Origin of the sequence: Proteus faecis (assembly GCF_003144395.1) — a bacterium.
GTDB lineage: Bacteria > Pseudomonadota > Gammaproteobacteria > Enterobacterales > Enterobacteriaceae > Proteus > Proteus faecis.
The window spans coordinates 118306-136313 of sequence record NZ_PENZ01000032.1 but is presented as its reverse complement, the minus strand read 5'-3'; the positions used below and the strand labels follow the sequence as shown (position 1 = coordinate 136313).

Annotated in this window: 16 protein-coding genes; 6 read left to right on the top strand and 10 right to left on the bottom strand. The window is 39.2% G+C overall.

What is annotated here, in order from left to right; all coding sequences use genetic code 11:
- Positions 1-146: 146 nt before the first annotated feature.
- Complete coding sequence (locus tag DK858_RS09210; RefSeq protein WP_109397151.1) at positions 147-1046, top strand: hypothetical protein; 900 nt, start codon at positions 147-149, stop codon at positions 1044-1046.
- A 64-nt stretch (positions 1047-1110) separates the two neighbouring features.
- Here the strand turns inward: DK858_RS09210 and thiL are convergent, their stop codons facing one another.
- The 10 genes from thiL to queA form a co-directional block, all read right to left on the bottom strand.
- Positions 1111-2094 (bottom strand): thiamine-phosphate kinase, encoded by a 984-nt coding sequence (gene thiL / locus DK858_RS09205; RefSeq protein WP_109397150.1) that lies wholly within the window; start codon positions 2092-2094, stop codon positions 1111-1113.
- Positions 2095-2197: 103 nt separating this feature from the next.
- Entirely contained in the window at positions 2198-2611 is a 414-nt protein-coding gene (nusB, locus tag DK858_RS09200) for a transcription antitermination factor NusB (RefSeq protein ID WP_006535124.1), read from the bottom strand.
- A 28-nt stretch (positions 2612-2639) separates the two neighbouring features.
- On the bottom strand, positions 2640-3110 hold the full coding sequence (gene ribH / locus DK858_RS09195; protein WP_023580887.1) for a 6,7-dimethyl-8-ribityllumazine synthase: 471 nt from the start codon (positions 3108-3110) through the stop codon (positions 2640-2642).
- A 212-nt stretch (positions 3111-3322) separates the two neighbouring features.
- On the bottom strand, positions 3323-4477 hold the full coding sequence (ribD, locus tag DK858_RS09190) for a bifunctional diaminohydroxyphosphoribosylaminopyrimidine deaminase/5-amino-6-(5-phosphoribosylamino)uracil reductase RibD (protein ID WP_194294833.1): 1155 nt from the start codon (positions 4475-4477) through the stop codon (positions 3323-3325).
- A gap of 70 nt (positions 4478-4547) precedes the next feature.
- Positions 4548-4997, bottom strand: a complete 450-nt coding sequence (nrdR, locus tag DK858_RS09185) for a transcriptional regulator NrdR (RefSeq protein WP_006535128.1) — start codon at positions 4995-4997, stop codon at positions 4548-4550.
- Between the two features lie 116 nt (positions 4998-5113).
- The gene (secF, locus tag DK858_RS09180; protein WP_109397148.1) at positions 5114-6082 is read right to left on the bottom strand and encodes a protein translocase subunit SecF; all 969 of its coding nucleotides are present in this window, start codon (positions 6080-6082) and stop codon (positions 5114-5116) included.
- A gap of 10 nt (positions 6083-6092) precedes the next feature.
- Positions 6093-7940, bottom strand: a complete 1848-nt coding sequence (gene secD / locus DK858_RS09175) for a protein translocase subunit SecD (RefSeq protein ID WP_109397147.1) — start codon at positions 7938-7940, stop codon at positions 6093-6095.
- A 32-nt stretch (positions 7941-7972) separates the two neighbouring features.
- The gene (gene yajC / locus DK858_RS09170) at positions 7973-8308 is read right to left on the bottom strand and encodes a preprotein translocase subunit YajC (RefSeq protein WP_006535133.1); all 336 of its coding nucleotides are present in this window, start codon (positions 8306-8308) and stop codon (positions 7973-7975) included.
- A gap of 85 nt (positions 8309-8393) precedes the next feature.
- Positions 8394-9536, bottom strand: coding sequence for a tRNA guanosine(34) transglycosylase Tgt (tgt, locus tag DK858_RS09165; protein WP_036911729.1), 1143 nt, complete (start codon positions 9534-9536; stop codon positions 8394-8396).
- A 180-nt stretch (positions 9537-9716) separates the two neighbouring features.
- Positions 9717-10790 (bottom strand): tRNA preQ1(34) S-adenosylmethionine ribosyltransferase-isomerase QueA, encoded by a 1074-nt coding sequence (queA, locus tag DK858_RS09160; RefSeq protein WP_109397146.1) that lies wholly within the window; start codon positions 10788-10790, stop codon positions 9717-9719.
- A 107-nt stretch (positions 10791-10897) separates the two neighbouring features.
- Between queA and DK858_RS09155 the strand changes: the two genes are divergently transcribed.
- From DK858_RS09155 to DK858_RS09135, 5 genes are all read left to right on the top strand, one after another.
- Entirely contained in the window at positions 10898-11485 is a 588-nt protein-coding gene (locus DK858_RS09155) for an acyl carrier protein phosphodiesterase (RefSeq protein ID WP_109397193.1), read from the top strand.
- A 452-nt stretch (positions 11486-11937) separates the two neighbouring features.
- The gene (locus DK858_RS09150; RefSeq protein ID WP_036911731.1) at positions 11938-12540 is read left to right on the top strand and encodes a peroxiredoxin C; all 603 of its coding nucleotides are present in this window, start codon (positions 11938-11940) and stop codon (positions 12538-12540) included.
- A gap of 294 nt (positions 12541-12834) precedes the next feature.
- Complete coding sequence (gene ggt / locus DK858_RS09145) at positions 12835-14595, top strand: gamma-glutamyltransferase (RefSeq protein ID WP_109397145.1); 1761 nt, start codon at positions 12835-12837, stop codon at positions 14593-14595.
- A 612-nt stretch (positions 14596-15207) separates the two neighbouring features.
- Positions 15208-15837, top strand: a complete 630-nt coding sequence (locus DK858_RS09140; RefSeq protein ID WP_006535141.1) for a ferredoxin-like protein — start codon at positions 15208-15210, stop codon at positions 15835-15837.
- 52 nt (positions 15838-15889) lie between these two features.
- Entirely contained in the window at positions 15890-17992 is a 2103-nt protein-coding gene (locus DK858_RS09135; protein ID WP_109397144.1) for an aldehyde ferredoxin oxidoreductase, read from the top strand.
- Positions 17993-18008: the final 16 nt, after the last annotated feature.

The window sequence follows — 18008 nt, the reverse complement described above, 5'->3', positions numbered from 1 at the left end:
GTATTTAAGTATTTAAGTATTTAAGTATTTAAGTATTTAAGTATTTAAGTATTTAAGTATTTAAGTATAAATATATTTTCACTTTTATCTCTCATCAATATAGAATATTTAAATTCTTTTTAAATCAAATCATACCATTACAAGTAATGACTACAATTATTTCTCAAAATTTAGCATTTGTAGCAGCAGATAGATTATGGACTGATTGTGATGATAACCCTGCGCCTGCCCCTTTTAAGAAATTTTATGTTCTTGATGATAGCATCATATTCTATTCTGGTTATATAAATGCAATATTAGCTGTATTAGCATTTTATATTGGAGATAATATAGGAATAGATGAAGAGTATGCTACACTAATAGGTGTTCTTTCAAATATGGATGAGGATATTTGTGAATTTATTGAAGTAGATAGAAAGAACGGAGAAGTTGTTTATTTTCAAGGCGCGACTACAACAAAAAACTATAATTATATTTTTTATGGTGCTGGTTCTGGTTCTGAATATGCAATTGAGTGTTATATAAATAATATTCAAATAATTACTATAAATGGTCAAATTTATGATTTTATCAAATACGGTGATCACTTTATTAAAATAAGTATGAATTCGGCATCTATAAAAGATCGTTGTTCTGGTGGAGGCTTTGATTATATTAAGTGGCTAGAGAAAGAGCTTATTGTTGATAAACTAAATTGGTTGGATACAGAAACAATAGAGCAATATAATAAAAAAATTCTCCGTTTAATTAAAGAAAACTGTGGAAGTAAAGAAGAACTAAGTGAATTAATATTAATGATGGATAATGAAAGGGAAAGAGATAAAGAAGAGTTAGAACGAGAAATCAAATCGGTTGACACCTCATTGGCTCATGAGCATAATTTAACCAATAATCCGCAAACTAAAGGAGGCTCTCGCATGAATAATTCAGTTAAACCCAAAACGAGAGTTGCAGTGAAAACCTCAGGTTCAAACAAAGGCGTTATACTAGATATAGCATCCATTAAAGAACGTATTGCTAAACGTAAAGCAACTGAAAGAACCTAATATAATAGCCTCTTCAAAATATTCTGAAAGGCGCTTATAGAGCGCCTTTCAAATTGAGATAGGCTTACTGATCAGACTCACTAAAATGATCAAACCCTTTAAGATTAGGGTAAACATCTTTACCATCTCGTAAATAACGAATACCTTCAGCAATCGGCATAATTTGCCCTATACAATGAAAATCTGCGCCTGTATGTGCTAATGCAATCTCTAATGCGCCACGGTTGATTTCAGGCACCGTAAAACATAATTCATAATCTTCGCCACCACTTAATGCCCAAATCTCCGCTTGTTCTTCACTCACTTGCGCTTTCATCGCTGGCGAATAAGGTAATGCATCTAGATTTAAGCGAGCCCCACAACCACTTGCGGTAAGAATATGGCCTAAGTCTGAAATTAATCCATCAGAAATATCAATCGCAGATGTCGCCAAATGGCGTAATGCTTGACCTTGTAGCAAACGAGGTTGAGGACGCAAATGCCTTGCAACAAAATAATCACTATGCTCTTTTTCTGTCGGCTGTAATCTATTTTGTAATACAGCAAGCCCTGCCGCGCTATCACCTAAAAAGCCCGTAACATAGATCCAATCACCAATTTTAGCACCGGAACGAAGTAATGCCGTTCCTTGTGGTACAAGCCCTTGTATTGTGATTGTTAAACTCAACGGACCGCGAGTAGTATCACCGCCGATAAGCTGGATTGCATAATAATCAGCTAAGGCAAAGAAGGAACGGCTAAATGCCTCAAGCCATTCACTGTTTGTATCAGGAAGTGTTAAAGCCAATGAAGCCCAAGAAGGGTCTGCGCCAACGGCAGCTAAATCACTAATATTCACAGCAAGTGCTTTATAGGCTAAATCTTCAGGTGAAATAGAAGGAAGGAAGTGAATGCCACTCACTAAAGTATCGGTACTAATAGCGACTTGTTGCTTTTCAGGTACTGTCAATATTGCACAGTCATCCCCAATCCCTGTACTCACATCTTTTCGTTTTACAGGCTGTGAAGTGAAATATTGCTTAATAAGGGAGAATTCACCACAAGGCATTATCTATTTCCTATTGAGCTATGCATATTAAACTAGCTTTATTAAACAAAAGGCCGGAAATACCGGCCTTGAATTATTTACCATAGAGGAAACGTGAAAAACGTTATTTTTTACGTACAGTTGGTGCAGCTTTATCAAGCACGCCATTAACAAATTTATGGCTATCGTCAGCACCAAATACCTTAGCCAGTTCAATCGCTTCGTTAATCGCAACTTTGTAAGGAACATCTTCACGGAAGCTAAGTTCAAACATTGCTAAACGTAAAATGGCTTTTTCAACTTGACCTAATTCTTCAAGTTGGCGGGATAGATAAGGTTCCATCGCCTTATCTAAACGTGTTGCATTAATGGCAACACCCACTAAAAGCTCACGAAAATAAGCAATATCTACACCTTGGGTATCCTGCTCGGATAAAAACTCCAATTCCACATCCGCGATGTCATTTCCGGATAATTGCCATGAGTAGATAGCTTGAACAGCACACTCACGAGCACGACGACGAGCAGCAGGTTTCACAAAATTCCCCTTAAGTTAAAACAGATGATTAGCCTTTTATGGCTTTAAGTACATTGATCATTTCAAGTGCTGTCATTGCTGCTTCAGCACCTTTGTTGCCCGCTTTAGTTCCAGCGCGTTCAATAGCCTGTTCAATACTTTCCGTAGTTAATACACCAAAAGTCACAGGGATCTCACTTTGCATTGCAACTTGAGATAGGCCAGAACTACATTCACCAGCAACGTATTCAAAATGTGCGGTTCCACCACGGATAACAGTACCGAGTGCGATAACTGCATCGTATTTGTCGCTTTCTGCTAATGCTTTAACAGTTAATGGCAACTCATAAGCGCCTGGAACCCAAACGACGGTAATATTTTCAGAGGAAACTTGTCCAATGCGTTCTAATGCATCAACCGCACCTTCTAATAGGCTGTCGTTGATAAAGTTATTAAAACGGGCAATTGCAATTGCTACGCGTGCGTTTGGCGCCGCGACAACACCTTTGATTACGTTCATAGGTTACCTTTTTCTCCTATCCGCGGGGCGCGGATTTTATCATATTCTTTCCCTTACTGCGCTCTGTTTTATTATTACACAGCAAAGGAGCCAAAAACCCTTGATAAATCAAGGCGGTTAGTTGGCTGATAACGATGTCGTAACGACAGGAAATAACACACACGGCGCCATTTTACTACAAATAGCGCCGTAGACACACTTATTTGCGTCTATTAATAACGAGGTTTTAAACAAACTCTGATATCAGAGCCAATTTGTTGGAGAGAATCTACTGTAAATTCAGGTGCTTCGGATAATGATGACAGAGGAGAAAGTGCAAATAATCCACGTGCATCATTCCCTAAAATTTTAGGTGCAATATATATAATAAGCTCATCAACAAGCCCTGCCTCTAATAATGCAGCAGCAAAATGCGCGCCACTTTCAACCCATACGGTATTGATATTGCGTTTGCCCAATTGCATCATTAATAAAACTAAATCCACGCCACTGTTTTTGCCATTCGTTGGTAATAGAATTTCTGATACATTACCTTGCCAATCAGCAGGCTGTGATTTTGTGCGCGCCAGCCAGCATTCGCCTTCAATTTGAGTGATTTTATGATGTTCAGTCACTCTATTTTGGCTATCAGCAACAATGCGAATAGGTTGGCGTAGCGTTTCTTCAGGATAAAGCGCTTTAATTTCATCTGAAAGCTCATCCCAACGTACATTCATAGATGGGTTATCAGCAAGCACTGTTGCACTTGTCGTTAAAATAGCACTAGCTTGAGCTCGGAAATTTTGTACATCCCGACGAGAGGCTTTAGAGGTTATCCATTGGCTTTCACCTGATGCTAATGCCGTTTTACCATCTAAAGATGCACCTAATTTTAGCTGGATATAAGGGAAGCCTGTTCTCATTCGCTTAAAAAAACCAACGTTAAGTTTTTCAGCTTCTTGCATTAAAACACCGTGTGAAACATCAATTCCAGCTGATAATAACTTGTGTAATCCTCGTCCTGCAACTTGAGGATTCGGATCTTGCATCGCAGCAACAACGCGTTTTACACCTGCATTAATCAAGGCATCAGCACAAGGTGGCGTTTTACCAAAGTGGCTACAAGGCTCAAGTGTGACATAAGCTGTTGCCCCTTTTGCTTTATCTCCTGCCATTTTTAATGCATTAACTTCAGCATGAGGACCACCTGCATGATGGTGATAACCTTCACCAATAATCTCCCCCTCTTTTACAATCACACACCCCACATTAGGATTAGGCGATGTTGTAAAGCGACCTAATGCTGCGAGCTCAATGGCTCGACGCATATAGTATTCATCATGCAGTCCTTCATTTTCACTTGGATTGTTGCTGTTGTTATTTATCATAATAATTACATATAAATTTATTATTTATCGTTATTTTTCAAATAATTAAATTAATTACAGTATTAATGTATTAATCCTGTAATTTCGCAATCTCTTCACCAAAATCTCGAATATCTTCAAAACTACGATAAACAGAAGCAAAGCGAATATAAGCCACCTTATCAAGCTTTTTTAGTTGTTCCATAACAAAATTGCCAATTTCTTTTGAAGGGATTTCTCTTTCGCCCGTCGCTCTTAGTTGTGATTTGATATGGCTTATCGCAGCTTCAACATCATCTGAACTCACTGGACGCTTTTCTAATGCTTTAAGCATACCTCGACGAAGTTTCTCTTCATCAAAAGGCTCTCGTATTTCATCACTTTTCACAACACGAGGCATTACTAACTCTGCTACTTCAAAGGTAGTAAAGCGTTCATGACAAACAAGACATTGGCGACGACGGCGCACTTGTGAACCATCACCAACAAGTCTGGAATCAATTACCTTGGTATCTACGGCTCCACAAAATGGGCAATGCATAGTTATTCCTACTTTTGACAATACTCATAAACAGTGTACCTGTTCAGTGAACAAAAAACACCCTGTCAGTATACACTGGCAGGGTGTTTGCGATGTTTTATCAGAAAAACGCTCTATTATGGTAAGAGTGTTGTCTGATCGGCACCCTCTTTTTCCACTTTTTGTACAATCAAGTGTTCACGTTTCATGCCCATTTTAAGTGCTAATGCAGAAGCCACATAAATAGAAGAAATAGTACCGATTGAAACACCGATTAACATAACTAAAGAGAAGCCTTCAAGCATTGAACCACCGAAGATATACAGCATTAATACAACTAATAATGTTGTTGCTGATGTCATGATGGTACGGCTTAATGTCTGTGTAAGAGAAACGTTCATAATTTCATATGATGTTCCTCGACGAATTTTACGGAAGTTCTCACGAATACGATCCGATACAACGATACTATCGTTTAGTGAGTAACCGATAACAGACATCAATGACGCTACAATGGTTAAGTCAACTTCTATATGGAACAGTGAAAGCACACCCAGTGTGATCACCACGTCATGCGCAAGTGCAATAACCGCACCTAACGCCAAACGCCATTCAAAACGGAATCCAACATAGATAAGAATACAGATAAGTGCGGATAATAACGCCATTGCACCTGTTTGAGCCAATTCGCTTCCCACGCTTGGCCCAACAAATTCAATACGTTTTACCACTGCATCGTTATCAACTTCAGCATTGATAACATCGATGACTTTCTTACCTAATTCTTGACCAGCCTGTCCTTCAACAGGAGGCATACGCACCATAATATCGCGACTGCTACCAAAGTTTTGTAACAGAGGATCTTTAAAGCCCGCAACATCTAGGCTATCACGCATTTTATCAAGGTCGGCTGGTTGACTGAGATTGATCTCAATGACTGTACCACCTGTAAAATCTAATCCCCAGTTAAATCCTTTCATCGAAATGATAGCGATTGACGCTATCAAAAGCAGAATCGAAATACTAAAGGCAACGTTGTCCCAACGCATAAAGTCAATGACTTTACGACCATGGTTTAATTGTTCAACAGTATAATCCTGTGCCACAACGTGCTCCTTAAATAGACAGTTTCTTAACGCGTTTACCACCATACAGCAGGTTTACAATCGCACGAGTACCGACGATAGCGGTAAACATGGATGTTGCAACCCCGATTGCTGTTGTGATAGCAAAGCCTTTAATTGAGCCGGTACCGACTGCATAAAGGATCACAGCTGTAATCAATGTGGTTAAGTTAGCATCAATAATACTGGAGAAGGCGCCTTTATAACCTTCATGGATTGCTTGTTGTACTGATCGACCATTACGTAACTCTTCTTTGATACGTTCGTTTATCAGTACGTTGGCATCGACAGCGACGGCAAGTGTTAAAACGATACCCGCAATACCTGGCATGGTCAGTGTTGCTCCCGGTAATAGTGACATTACCCCAACAATTAACACTAAGTTTGCCATTAATGCAGTACTCGCAATCACACCAAATTTACGATAATAAATTATCATAAAGGCAACAGACGCAATCAGACCCCATAAACACGCTTCTAAACCTTGAGTAATATTTTGCAGACCCAAAGTTGGACCAATGGTTCTTTCTTCAACGATTTGAATAGGTGCAATCAACGCACCAGCACGTAATAACAGAGATAATTGACGTGCTTCATTCGCATTTGAAATACCCGTAATACGGAAACTATTTCCTAGACGACTTTGAATATTCGCAACGTTGATAATTTCTTCGCTTTTAACCAATATAGCACGGTCATTCTCATCGCGTTTACCGCTGTCTTTATACTCTACGAACAGTGTTGCCATCGGTTTACCGACATTGTCCTTCGTAAAGTTAGACATGATAGAACCACCCGCGCTATCAAGTGAAATATTCACTTGAGGTTGACCATATTCATCAGCTTGAGAAGTTGAGTCAGTAATGTGGTCACCCGTTAAAATAACGCGTTTATAAAGAATAGTTGGTCTACCTTCGCGGGTATATTTCACTTCTGAATCGCCCGGAATACGACCAGTTTCTAAAGCGGAAGGATCAACGGTGGTATTGACTAAACGGAATTCTAATGTTGCTGTCGCACCTAAGATTTCTTTAGCACGCGCGGTATCTTGGATACCAGGCAATTCAACAACAATTCGGTCAGCACCTTGACGTTGAACTAATGGCTCAGCAACACCTAACTGGTTAACACGATTACGTAAGATAGTGATGTTTTGCTGTACTGCATAAGTACGCGCATCACGTAAACGTTCGTCAGTAAAAATAGCGCTTAATGAGTTATTTGCACCATCTCTAAAAATAAGATCTTGATTACGACGAGCTAGGTAATCTGAAGCTTTAGAGCGATCATCCGAATTACGGAAACGAATTTCAACGCCATAGTTATCCGTTTTACGGATAGATGAATATGGAATGCCTTCATCACGTAATAATGTACGTAGGCTTTCAACATTTTGTTCCTGAAGTTTACCTAACGCGGTTTCCATATCAACTTCCATCAAGAAGTGAACACCACCACGTAAGTCTAACCCCAGTTTCATCGGCTCACCGCCAATGGCTTCTAACCATTTTGGTGTTGCCGGTGCAAGGTTAAGTGCAACAATGAACTGGTCACCTAATGCAGGCAACAATACTTCACGGGCACGTAACTGAATATCAGGGTTACCGAAACGAGCTAAAATCGCACCATTTTCAAGTGCAATAGACTTCGCTTCAATTTTTTCTTTATCTAATAAAGATCGAACTTGATCCAGTGTTTGCTCATTGGCGGCGGTTCCCCGCGCGCCAGTGATTTGAACAGCCGGATCCTCACCATATAGGTTAGGAAGTGCGTAAAGCAGACCGATGAGGATAGCGGCTATCAACATCAGGTACTTCCACAAAGGATAACGGTTTAGCACGGCAGTTCCCTTTTCCCTTTGGGGAAATGTTATTAAATAGCTTTCATTGTGCCTTTAGGTAATACAGCGGCAACAAAGTCACGTTTGATAGTTACTTCAGTTGTTTCATTCAGAGCAACAACGATATAGCCGTTATCTGAAACCTTAACAACACGACCAATTAAACCACCTGTCGTTAAAACTTCATCACCTTTACCAATAGAATCCATCAGTTTACGATGTTCTTTAGTACGTTTTTGCTGTGGACGTAGGATCATAAAATAGAAAATCAGAATAAAGATCACTAACATCGGTAAAATAGACATAAAGCTAGCTTCAGGTGCTGCTTGTCCAGCAGAAGCAACAGCATCAGAAATGAAAAAACTCATTCACTTTTCCTCATTGTTGTCGATATCGACGATATTCAAGTTATAAGCCCAATATCATACACAGAATTGGGCTTTCTCGTATACATTATTCACACTTAGTCGCACTGCCATTTAGCGGTGGGACGGGTTTTCCAATACGTTCGTAGAATTCGTGTACAAACTCTTCAAAACGCGAATCTTCAATAGACTGACGAATTTCAGCCATTAAACGCTGATAATAACGCAAGTTGTGGATAGTGTTCAGCCTTGCACCTAAAATTTCGTTACAACGATCAAGATGATGTAAGTAAGCACGGCTATAATTTTTACAGGTATAGCAGTCACAATGTTCATCAAGCGTTGATGTGTCAGAGCGATGTTTTGCATTACGAATTTTAATGACACCATCGGTTACAAACAGATGGCCATTTCGTGCATTTCGCGTTGGCATAACACAGTCAAACATATCAATACCACGACGAACACCTTCAACTAAATCTTCTGGTTTACCAACTCCCATTAAATAACGCGGTTTATTCGCAGGAATTTGAGGGCAGACATGCTCTAAAATGCGGTGCATATCTTCTTTAGGCTCACCGACTGCAAGGCCGCCGACAGCGTAACCGTCAAAACCGATTTCGACTAGTCCTTTTACTGAGATATCACGTAAATCTTCGTAAACACCGCCTTGAATAATACCGAATAATGAATTTTTGTTATTAAGTTCATCAAAGCGCGCACGACTACGTTTAGCCCAACGTAATGACATCTCCATTGAGTTTTTTGCATAATCCCAATCTGAAGGATATGGCGTACACTCATCAAAAATCATCACAATGTCAGAACCCAAATCGTATTGGATTTCCATTGATTTTTCTGGGCTTAAAAAAATCTTTTCGCCATTAATTGGGTTACGGAAATGAACACCCTCTTCTTTAATTTTACGCATCGCGCCTAAACTAAAGACTTGGAAACCGCCTGAGTCCGTTAAAATAGGGCCTTGCCATTGCATAAAATCATGTAAATCACCATGTAACTTCATGATTTCTTGACCAGGGCGTAACCATAAATGGAAAGTATTACCTAAAAGAATTTGTGCACCTGTTGCTTTCACTTCTTCAGGTGTCATTCCTTTTACTGTGCCGTAAGTACCCACAGGCATAAATGCAGGTGTTTCAACAACACCACGTTCAAAAATAAGGCGACCGCGGCGAGCATTACCGTCGGTTTTATCTAATTCGTATTTCACTCATCCTCCAAGCATCAGAAAAACAGTCCAATGCGTAATAAAAAACAGCACATTCTAATCATTTGTTAGACGGCTGTATATGTTACTTCAACAAAAATCGAGCAGAGTCAAAGGGATTAAGCAATAAAATTGAAATAACAATTCATAAAACGAAGAAAAACGTTAAAAAATAATAAATCTTTATTCTTGTCCTACTTTTTCATTGATAGCTAAAGGATTACAAGTAATAAACATCGCATCACCATAACTGAAAAAACGATACTCTTGCTCAACGGCCTCTTTATAAGCATTCATGGTATTTTTATACCCAGCAAAAGCAGAAACCAGCATGATTAAAGTCGATTCAGGCAAATGGAAGTTCGTAATCAATGCATCAATAATTTGATATTGATAACCCGGATAAATAAAGATTTGAGTATCGTCGAAGAAAGGTGCTATTAATGCATCTTTTGCTGCTTTCGCGGCACTTTCTAATGAACGAACCGAAGTTGTTCCCACAGCAATCACTCTATTACCACGCGCTTTACACGCTAATACAGCCTCAACCACTTCTTGTGGTACTTCTGCGTATTCAGAATGCATTGTGTGTTCTTCGATATTATCCACACGCACGGGTTGGAAAGTCCCCGCACCAACATGCAGTGTGACAAATGCCATCTCAACGCCTTTTTCTTTTAAGGCTTGCAGTAATGGTTCATCAAAATGTAATCCCGCAGTTGGAGCTGCAACAGCACCTGGACGCTCATTATAAACCGTTTGATAAAGCTCTTTATCAGACTCTTCATCAGGACGATCAATATAAGGAGGTAACGGCATATGCCCAATGCTATTCAGGATAGTAAGAACATCTCTTTCATCATCAAAGCGAATTTCAAAAAGTGTATCATGACGCGCAACCATAGTTGCTTGTACGCTTTCATCTTCACCTAACACAAGCGCAGCGCCTTCTTTCGGTGATTTAGAGGCTCTAACATGAGCAAGGACACGATGTTCATCAAGCATACGCTCAACCAACACTTCGATTTTACCACCTGACGCTTTACGTCCATAAATACGTGCAGGGATCACCCGAGTATTATTAAAAACCAGCAGATCACCGGCATTTATTTTATCTAACACATCGGTAAAAACACCGTGTGATAAGGCACCAGTCTTACCTTCTAATGAGAGCAAACGACAACCACTACGTTGAGGTTGTGGATAGTGAGCAATCAAGGCCTCTGGCAATTCAAATGTAAAGTCTGATACACGCATAATTAAACGACTACTTTCATAAAAAACAGGCGGACTAGTCTAGTGCTGCCAGCTTATCAGTGCAACAAAGAAGCCCTTTTTTATTCAAAAAGCGCTATGATGATGTGATGAATTATCTTGCTCACTTACATCTAGCCTTTAGAGCAAAAAGCTCTCTATTAGGTAATATGATGGCAGATTATATTAAAGGCGCTCCTAGCTCTGATTACAGTCAAGCTGTTATTGAGGGCATTCGTATGCATAGACGTATTGATGTACTCACCGACACTCATCCATTAGTCAAACAAGCTCGTCTTTTATTTCCAGATGAATATCGCCGAGTTTCACCGATTACCTTAGATGTTTTTTGGGATCATTTTCTTTCTTTAAATTGGTCAACATTCGAACCGGATATCCCTTTAACAAAATTTGTCACCCAAACCCGAAATATTATTGAACCTGATTTATGGCAAACACCTGAAAAATTTCAAGAGCTCAATGAGTATCTGTGGTCGCAATCTTGGTTGATTCGTTACGCAGACAAAGCATATATTGCTCAAACATTGAAAGGAATGGCGAGAAGAAGACCACGATTAAGTGCACTAGCGGGCTCTTATATTGTACTCGAAACACATTACAATGAATTGAGTGAGATTTTTTGGCAGTTTTATCCACAATTGCTAGAAAGAGCACAGCATCACCAACTTGATGACTGATACATTTAACTACCATTTTGAGTTTCATCTTTTTGTCATATTGTAGGATTACATTCGATATATCAAACAGATACAAAGTCAATTTATCATATTATTCGTAACGATTTGTTAACAAGCATAGTATTCATTTCCAAAGTTGATTAGAATGAATCGTTATACAAGGAGTCATAAATAATCCTACTTTATTGTATTAAGTTGATAACTATAATCTATCAAATAGATTGTTCTGATTAACTTTATCAATAGCGATTGATTATTTATGCTGTATGCATCATTTAAAAACAGGGTACACACTCTAAATAATTCGAAGTATAGCTAGGCGACAAGTAAATGAGTCACTAGGAGCATACAAAAGTATGTGACTAGTGCGAATGAACGAAGTCAACAACGCTACAACTTGAAGTATGACGAGGATAAATACCCTTAACTCTTTCAATCTACAGGAGTACATTATGGTTCTGGTTACTCGCAAAGCCCCTGATTTCACAGCTGCTGCCGTTTTAGGTAATGGTGAAATTGTTAATGATTTCAACCTGCATTCATTTATCAAAGGCAAACCTGCCGTTATTTTCTTCTGGCCAATGGATTTCACTTTCGTTTGCCCTTCAGAGCTGATTGCATTCGATCACCGTTTTGAAGAATTCAAAAAACGTGGTGTTGAAATCATCGGCGTTTCTATGGACTCAGAATTTGTTCATAACGCATGGCGTAAAACCCCAATTGATGATGGTGGTATTGGTGAAGTTAGATACCCAATGGTTGCTGATATCAAACATGACATCATCAAAGCTTACGGCATCGAACACCCAGAAGCGGGCGTTGCGCTACGTGGTTCATTCTTAATTGACAAAGAAGGCGTTGTTCGTCACCAAGTGGTTAACGATCTGCCATTAGGTCGTAACATTGATGAAATGATCCGTATGGTTGACGCACTGCAATTCCACGAAGAGCACGGCGATGTTTGCCCTGCACAGTGGGAAAAAGGTCAAGAAGGTATGGGTGCATCTCCAGATGGCGTAGCTAAATACCTGAAAGCAAACTCTGGCAAACTGTAATATTTCAGTAAGCTAATATATTTCTAAAAGCCTGTGAAAACAGGCTTTTTTCTTATTCAGCATTTATCCATTTATTGTTGATTGACTGTATTTATTACAACAACTAGTTATACACAAGTTATTGTTTACCTGCTTAAAGATAGTTTTGTGATCATCACATCAAAAAAAATTCTCATCACCAATAACCACTCTCTATACTTATTGTTACGCAATTGTTAATTCATATTAATAACAGCGTAAATCTCTATATTTGTATTTATTCAATATAACTCACTGTTATTGATGGAGATAATAATGATTACTATAAAAAGAACTCACCTGCTGTTACTCACTACCCTTTTTTCAACTTCACTCTATGCTGCTTATGAACCTGCTGTTGAAGCACAACACGGCATGGTTGTTTCTTCTCAACATTTAGCCTCTCAGGTAGGGAATGATATTTTACAAAAAGGAGGTAATGCGATTGATGCAGCCGTTGCAGTTGGCTATGCACAAGCAGTAGTCAATGCCTGCTGCGGTAATATTGGTGGTGGTGGTTTTATGACAATACACCTTGCTGACGGCACAAATACCTTTATCAATTTTAGGGAAACAGCGCCCGCCTCTGCTTCTAAAGATATGTATTTAGATAAAGAAGGTAATTTAGTTAAAGATGCCAGTCTATATGGCTATCTCGCCTCAGGCGTACCAGGTACAGTAAAAGGGCTCGACATAGCATTAGAAAAATACGGCACACTTTCGCGCCAAGATGTTATGGCACCGGCCATTAAACTGGCAAGAGAAGGTTATATCTTAACGCGTGCTGATACTGATGTGTTAGAAACGACAACAGAACGCTTCAAACAAGATCCAGAGTCTGCAAAAATTTTCTTAAAACCTGATGGAACACCATGGCAACCCGGTGATCGCCTTATTCAAACTGATTTAGCGAATACATTAGAATTAATCGCAAACCAAGGTGCTGATGCATTCTATCAAGGCGAAATACCTAAAAAAGTTGAAGAAGCATCAAAACAACATAATGGTCTATTAACTCAAGAAGATTTTGCTAACTTTACTATCACAGAAACCAAACCTATCACCTGTACTTACCGAGGTTATGAGTTTATTTCTGCGCCACCGCCAAGTTCAGGCGGAGTCACTATCTGCCAAACACTGAATATTTTGGAAGGTTATGATCTTAAATCAATGGGCTTTAATTCAGCTGAATATGTTCATACTCTAACTGAAGCAATGCGTCACGCTTATATGGATAGAAACACCTTTCTTGGCGATCCACAATTTATTAAAAATCCAACAGAGAAACTACTCAGTAAAACCTATGCCACAGAAATCCGCCAACAAATCATGCCAAATAAAGCGACACCTTCAGAGAAGGTACAACCAGGGATCGCTCCTCATGAAAGCCCTGAGACAACACACTACTCCGTTATAGATAAAAATGGTAACGCAGTATCAACGACTTATACGATAAATGGTCGTTTCGGTGCGGTTGTCATCGCTCCGGGAACGGGTTTTTTTCTCAACAATGAGATGGATGATTTTACCACCAAAGTCGGCGAGAAAAATCTCTATGGTTTAGTACAAGGTGAACGCAATAGTATTGCACCATTAAAACGCCCATTGTCATCAATGAGCCCAACGATTGTGACGAAAGAAGGTAAGCCATTTCTTATTTTAGGATCGCCAGGCGGTTCTCGCATTATCTCAATCACCTTACAAACTGCGCTGAATATCATTGAATTTGGTATGCCACCACAAGAAGCGGTTAATAGCCCTCGTATTCACCATCAATGGTTGCCAGATGAGGTTTATTATGAGCAACGAGGATTATCAAAAGACACATTAGAAAAACTCGCCTCCATGGGATATAAAATGGTAGAACAAACTCCATGGGGAGCAGCTGAATTGATTATGGTTGGACTCCCCGGAGAAGATGGGGTGATCCCAGCTTCATCAGGTAATGATTCCGCTGTATCGGGTGCAGTACGTGAAGGTTATCTCTATGGTTCAAACGATGTTCGTCGCCCTGCCGGTAAAGCTGTGGGTTACTAACCATAAAATGACATCATAGAGCTCAGAAAAGAAACCTTATCTTGATTAGATAAGGTTTCTTTTTTTATAAAAATGATCTAGTCATGGTTTTACAATTTATTCATATATTTTTCTATTAATAATAATCAACACCAGATTTTGATTAAATAAATAATTAACATTAAATATCAATTTATTATTAAAATAATAATATTAGATAAAATATAAGAGCAAATCACCTTTTATTTAATTTCAACAATAGAATATATATAAATAGTAGTTATTCTCTTTCGTAATTACAGACAAAAATAATAATCATTTAATTAAATAAAATTAATAACACTCGCTATTTTTATTTCTATGATAGCAATCACAGTATTAAATTTTTAATAACCACAATATCAAAGAGTGATAATAAAAAAACGAAAAAGTGGAGATAACACATTGTAAATACAAATATTTAACATTTCATCACAATATATTTTTTATCGTAAAAAGAGTTGAAATTAATAATATATCCCTTAAACATATCGTTATTATCTTTTTTATATAACGATAAAGCAAGCGGATAAATAAATAATTTATCATCACAACTTATTTCTTATTAAATTAGTTAAGCGGAGATAAATATTAATGTCTGATACACATCATCGTCCAATCTTAGATATTGGGCTATCAAGACTAGAGTTTCTGCGAATATCCGGTAAAGGGCTGGCAGGGATCACAATAGCACCCGCATTGCTTTCTCTTTTAGGTTGTAAGCAAGAAGAGATAGACAGTGGCATTATTCAGCTAACCACTACACCTAAAGGTGTTTTAGTGACGAATAGAGCACGTTGTACGGGTTGTCACCGTTGTGAAACCGCATGTACAACATGGAATGATGGCAGTGTAGGTTCATTCTTCTCTCGCACAAAAATCCATCGTCATTTTTATTTTGGTGATAAAGGTATTGGCTCCGGTGGTGGGCTTTATGGCGATTTAAACTTTACAACAGACACTTGCCGCCAATGTAAAGATCCTGAATGTATGAAGGTCTGCCCAGTAAAAGCTATCCGTTATCAAGAAGAGTTCGGCTGTATTGTCGTTGATACACGTCGTTGTATTGGTTGTGCCGCCTGTACAACAGCTTGTCCGTGGATGATGGCAACCGTCAACCCACAAACTAAAAAATCCGGCAAATGTAATTTATGTGGTGAATGTGCATCAGCGTGCCCAACAGGTGCTCTGCAAATCATTGAATGGAAAGAAATTACTGTTTAATAAATCCAGACAATCACATAACTGAACCACATTTAGATTAGGAAGCAATATTATGATTAACGGCTGGACTGGAAATATTCTAAGAATCAATTTAACTACCGGTGCCATCACTCGTGAAAGCTCAAGTAAATTTAAATCCTTAATTGGTGGAATGGGCTTTGGCTACAAAATTATGTACGACGAAGTGGGCCCAGGAGTTAAACCTTTTGATGAAGAAAACAAAATTGTCTTCGCAGTAGGGCCTCTAACAGGATCAGGTGCACCTTGTAGCTCCCGCGTCAATATCACTTCTCTTTCCACTTTTACTCGTGGCAATCTTGTCGTTGATGCCCATATGGGAGGTTTTTTTGCCGCATGGATGAAATTTGCCGGCTATGATGCACTAATTATTGAAGGTAAATCAGATAATCCTGCTTGGATCCATATTGACGATGACCAAGTCTCTATTCAAGATGCCTCTTTCTTATGGGGTAAAGGTGTTCGCCAAACGACAGAAGAGTTATGTGCTCAAACAAGTCCTGAGGCTTGTGTCGCAGCCATAGGTCCGGCGGGTGAAAATCTCGTACCTTTATCTGGCATCATTAATAGCCGTAACCACAGTGGTGGTGCGGGGATTGGTGCTGTATTAGGCGCTAAAAAATTAAAAGCCATTGTTGTTGAAGGTAGCCGAGGCGTTAACGTTGCAGACCGTAAAGCGTTAAAAGAACTGAACGACTATATGATGACACAACTCATTGGCTCTAATAACAACCACGTTGTACCAAGTACCCCACAATCATGGGCAGAATATTCACATCCTGGCTCTCGCTGGAATGCACGCAAAGGGTTATATTGGGGCGCTGCTGAAGGTGGTCCAATTGAAACCGGTGAAATCCCTCCTGGTGATATCAATACTGTTGGTTTCAGAACCATGAAATCGACTTTTGACTTAGGACCAGAAGCAGAAGAATACACCGTAAAAATGGGAGGATGTCACTCTTGCCCTATTCGCTGTATGGCGCAACTTAACGTTCCACAAGCGAAAAAATTTGGTGTGCCGCAAACAGGTGGAAACACTTGTGTTGCTAACTTCGTTCATACAACGATCTTCCCTAATGGCCCTAAAGATGTAGAGAAAAAAGGCGATGGTAACGTCGTTGGTAACCTTGTTGGCCTGAATATTTTTGATGATATGGGTTTATGGTGTAACTACGGCCAACTTCATCGTGACTTCACTTATTGTTATACCCACGGTGTCTTTAAACGCGTTCTTTCTGAAGAGGAATATAATGATATTCCTTGGGATAAGCTTGAAGAAGGTAATCCTGAATTTATCAAAGATTTCTATTATCGCTTAGCGCACCGTAAAGGTGAATTTAGTCACCTAGCTGATGGCTCTTACCTCATTGCGCAACGCTGGAACTTAGGTGAAGAGTATTGGGCGAACAAGAAAAACAAACTTTGGTCACCAATGGGCTTCCCAATTCACCACGCCAATGAAGCCTCTGCTCAAGTTGGTTCTATCGTTAACTGTATGTTTAACCGCGATGCAATGACACATACCCATATCAACTATATCGGCAGCGGTTTACCACTGAAACTACAAAAAGAGATTGCAGGTGAGCTATTTGGCTCTGGTGATGCTTTTGATGAAACCAAAAACTATACACCAATCAATAAAGCCAAAATTGCTTATACCAAATGGACTATTTTGCGTAGCTGCTTACACGATGCTGTCACCTTATGTAACTGGGTATGGCCAATGACCGTTTCTCCTCATAAGAGTCGTAATTATCGTGGTGACTTAGAAATGGAGGCTAAATTCTTTACCGCCATCACGGGTGAACCAACGACCTCTAAAGATCTGGATTTAGCCTCAGAGCGTATCTTCACGCTACACCGCGCTTATACAGTCAAATTAATGAACACCATGGATATGCGTAATGAGCACGACCAAATCTGTTCATGGGTATTTGATAAAGATCCCGATATTCCAGTCTTTACCGAAGGTACAGACAAAATGGACCGAGAAGACATGCAGCTCTCTCTCACCATGTTCTATGAAGAAATGGGCTGGGATCCTAACTTAGGTTGCCCAACAAAAGAAACGTTAGTTCGCCTTGGATTACAAGATATTGCAGACGATTTATCGTCTCGTGGTTTATTACCAAGTTAATCGGTAAAAGAAGGAG

Excerpts from the sequence above, each read along its gene's own strand:
- DK858_RS09150 (WP_036911731.1), top strand. The coding sequence starts at position 11,938 with ATGGTTCTGGTTACTCGCAAAGCCCCTGATTTCACAGCTGCTGCCGTT.
- DK858_RS09135 (WP_109397144.1), top strand. The coding sequence starts at position 15,890 with ATGATTAACGGCTGGACTGGAAATATTCTAAGAATCAATTTAACTACC.
- nrdR (WP_006535128.1), bottom strand. The coding sequence starts at position 4,997 with ATGCATTGCCCATTTTGTGGAGCCGTAGATACCAAGGTAATTGATTCC.
- thiL (WP_109397150.1), bottom strand. The coding sequence starts at position 2,094 with ATGCCTTGTGGTGAATTCTCCCTTATTAAGCAATATTTCACTTCACAG.
- ribD (WP_194294833.1), bottom strand. The coding sequence starts at position 4,477 with ATGATAAATAACAACAGCAACAATCCAAGTGAAAATGAAGGACTGCAT.
- DK858_RS09210 (WP_109397151.1), top strand. The coding sequence starts at position 147 with ATGACTACAATTATTTCTCAAAATTTAGCATTTGTAGCAGCAGATAGA.
- ggt (WP_109397145.1), top strand. The coding sequence starts at position 12,835 with ATGATTACTATAAAAAGAACTCACCTGCTGTTACTCACTACCCTTTTT.
- DK858_RS09155 (WP_109397193.1), top strand. The coding sequence starts at position 10,898 with ATGAATTATCTTGCTCACTTACATCTAGCCTTTAGAGCAAAAAGCTCT.
- DK858_RS09140 (WP_006535141.1), top strand. The coding sequence starts at position 15,208 with ATGTCTGATACACATCATCGTCCAATCTTAGATATTGGGCTATCAAGA.
- yajC (WP_006535133.1), bottom strand. The coding sequence starts at position 8,308 with ATGAGTTTTTTCATTTCTGATGCTGTTGCTTCTGCTGGACAAGCAGCA.
- ribH (WP_023580887.1), bottom strand. The coding sequence starts at position 3,110 with ATGAACGTAATCAAAGGTGTTGTCGCGGCGCCAAACGCACGCGTAGCA.
- queA (WP_109397146.1), bottom strand. The coding sequence starts at position 10,790 with ATGCGTGTATCAGACTTTACATTTGAATTGCCAGAGGCCTTGATTGCT.